Annotated in this window: 2 protein-coding genes; one reads left to right on the forward strand and one right to left on the reverse strand. The window is 64.0% G+C overall.

Going from position 1 to position 3058, the window contains the following annotated elements:
- Window positions 1–201: 201 nt before the first annotated feature.
- Complete coding sequence (locus VLR48_RS15010) at window positions 202–1632, reverse strand: dihydrolipoyl dehydrogenase (RefSeq protein ID WP_325292568.1); 1431 nt, start codon at window positions 1630–1632, stop codon at window positions 202–204.
- Window positions 1633–1867: 235 nt separating this feature from the next.
- Between VLR48_RS15010 and VLR48_RS15015 the strand changes: the two genes are divergently transcribed.
- Window positions 1868–2677 (forward strand): 20S proteasome subunit A/B, encoded by an 810-nt coding sequence (locus VLR48_RS15015; RefSeq protein ID WP_325292567.1) that lies wholly within the window; start codon window positions 1868–1870, stop codon window positions 2675–2677.
- Window positions 2678–3058: the final 381 nt, after the last annotated feature.

Raw genomic sequence — 3058 nt, forward strand, 5'->3', positions numbered from 1 at the left:
GGGGGTCGTGTTCCCGGGGCGTTGCCCCGGGCTCGCGTGGTGAGCCCCGTTGGGGCAGCCGGATACCAGCGGGTTCGATGCATGGTCATGGCAGGCTCCGTCCGATGGTGGATCAGGGAGCATTCTGCGCCGATCGGTGGCTTATTCCGTGAGCCTGGCGGACGATTCTTTCTAATCAGGAACCGATATAACCGGTCCGTCTCAATCCGCCAGAGGCGCCAGAGGCTCCAGCTCCGTAATCCCCCCGCCGTTCTTGGCATCGACCTTGGAATAGAGGTCGTAGAGTGCGGCCTGCAGGGCCTCTTCGATCACCGGATGATAGAAGGGCATGCGCAGCAGGTCGCCGACGGTCAGACCCTGCGCGATTGCCCAACAGAGCAGATGGGAGAGGTTCTCGCCTTTGGGTCCGATCATCTCGCTGCCCAGGAGGCGGCCGGTCGCCTTGTCACCGTAGACGCGGATGACCCCTTTGTTCTTGCCCATGATGAGGGCCCGCCCGACCGGGGCGAGCTTGATCTGTCCGACCGCGGTGGTCTCCGGGTCGAGCGCGTTCCAGCGCATCCCGACGGCGCAGATGTTGGGGTCGCAGAAGTTGATGAAGAGCGGGACCTTGCGGCGAAAGCGCTCGGGCGCGGCGGTGTCGATGCGGGCTGCGTTGTAGCCCGCGATCTTGCCCTCGTCGCCGGCCTCGTGGAGGATGGGTCGGTATCCGGAGACGTCGCCCGCGACGAAGACCGGGAGATCGCCGACCTGCATGCTGTTCGGATCGAAGGACGGGATGCCGCGCGCATCGAGCGGAACGCCCAGGATCTCGAGCCCGAGCCCCTCGACGTTGGGCACGCGCCCGACACTGCAGAGCACCTTGTCGACCAAGACACTCTGCTCGCCCGCGGTGACCCGCAACCGCTCGCCTTCCTCGACGATCTCGGCGGGCACGCCCAGATGGATGGAAAACTCCTTGCCCAGCAGCTCGGTGGCGGATTGGTTGACCTCCGGGTCTTGAGCCCCTGCGATATGGTCGAGCGCATCGAACCCGATGATCTCCACGCCCATCCGAGCCAGACTTTGACCGATCTCCAGCCCGATCGTCCCGAGTCCGATCACCGCCATGGCGGCGGGCAGGTCCTCAAGCTCGAAGATGTCGTCGGTCGTGATGACGCGGTCGCCGAACGCCTTCCAGGGCTCGGGCACCAAGGGTTGCGAGCCGGTCGCAATCACGACGGCCTTGGCGCGGATGCGTTGACCGGCGACCTCGATCAGGGTCGGCTCGACGAAGCGGGCGTAATCCTGAATAAAGAGATCCTCCGGCATGTCGTCGGTGCTGCTGCCGAGGACGCGATCCACGAAGGTGTCGCGCAGATCCTGGACATGCTCGAGCGCCTCGGGGATATCCAGTGTCATGCCCTCGTGACCGTCGATGCCGAATTTGCCCAGATGCGTGCGCCGATGATAATCCTCGGCGATTTGGATCATGGCCTTGGAGGGCATGCAGCCGACCCGTGCGCAGGTCGTCCCCGGCTCGCCCCCGTTGATCAGGACGAAGCTCTTGCCCGCCCGGCGGACCTGCCCCATGGCGTTCAATCCGGCGGTGCCGGAGCCGATGATGGCGACGTCGACGTTGCGTTCTTTCACCTGTTTCTCCCCGCATTGGTCGCCGGAGACCCCGACGGTTGGGTTCATTGTCCGTGCTCGCACGTCGCGATGACAATCCCGCGCCGGCGCCGCCGACGGGCGGGGGTTCTTGACGCCGCCCGGATGAAGTTCGATGCTGCTCCTATTGTCGTGATTCCGCTCGGGTGGAACGGCTCTTATCGCATCCGCATCACCTGGGTCGACCGCCTCGTCCACCCCTCGGAGACTCACCCGAATGACCTATTGCGTTGGACTCTGTCTCGACCAGGGACTCATTATGGCATCCGACTCCCGCACCAATGCGGGCGTGGATTACATCTCCTCGTACAGCAAGCTGCATCTCTTCCAACCGGCGCCGGACCGGATGTTCGTCCTGCTTGCAGCCGGCAACTTGGCGACCACCCAAGAGGTGTTGCACCGCATTCGTCGCGATCTCGATCAAGCCGCGAATCCGAGCCAAACCGACCCGCCCCCCGCCGTCACACTCGCGAGCGTAACGTACCTCTTCGAGGCCGCGAACTATATCGGCCAGGTCAACCTGGCCGTCCAAAACGAGCATGGCCCCGCGCTGCGCCAGATCGGTGCGAGTGTGGAGGCCACCTTTATCCTGGGCGGACAGATCGCCGGGCAACCGCACGGACTCTTCCTGATCTATCCGCAGGGAAACAGCATCTCCGCCACGCCCGAGACGCCCTTTCTGCAGATCGGCGAGAGCAAGTACGGCAAACCCATCCTGGATCAGATTGTGGCGCCCAATCTCTCCCTGAACGACGGGGCACGCGTGTGCCTGGTCTCGCTGGCCGGGACGGCGCGTTCCAACCTGACCGTCGGGCCGCCCTTCGAGGTTGCGATCTGCCCGAAAGACGCCTTGGCGCCATCGCACCGCCTCCGGCTCGAGGAGCACTCCGCGGAGCTGGAGACGATGACCCGCGATTGGATCGAGAGTGTCCGCCATGCCTTCTTCGGTCTGCCTCACTTCCCGTGGGAGCAACCGGACATGGCAGGCGGCGCCGAGGCCGAGAGTCCGCAGCAGATGCAGAGTTAAACCGCGCCCACCGCGGTATGCGATGTTTTTGGGTGTGATCGGCTCCGGCAGACTTGACGAGCGTTGGAGCCGGCGCGGTTTAAGATATTAAGAATCTATCATTTTAAACCGCGTCCGCGCTAAGGGTTGTGGATGCACCAAACGTCAAGCTCAGTCGAAAATCAGCATCTCGCTCTGGACGCGGCTTAAGGTCATTTTCCGGGCCGAACCGACGAAGCTGTAGGAACGGACGTAGGGACGACCGATCGGGTCGGGCTGACAGGATTGCGCCCGTCAGCCCTCCCACACCACCGGACATGCGGTTTTCCGCATCCGGCGGTTGAACCCAGCCACCGGTTACGCGGCAGCAAGGTCTGATGGAACCCACAATCCGTAGCGGCG

Source organism: Thiocapsa sp. (assembly GCF_035467215.1).
In the GTDB taxonomy this organism is placed as follows: Bacteria; Pseudomonadota; Gammaproteobacteria; order Chromatiales; family Chromatiaceae; genus Thiocapsa.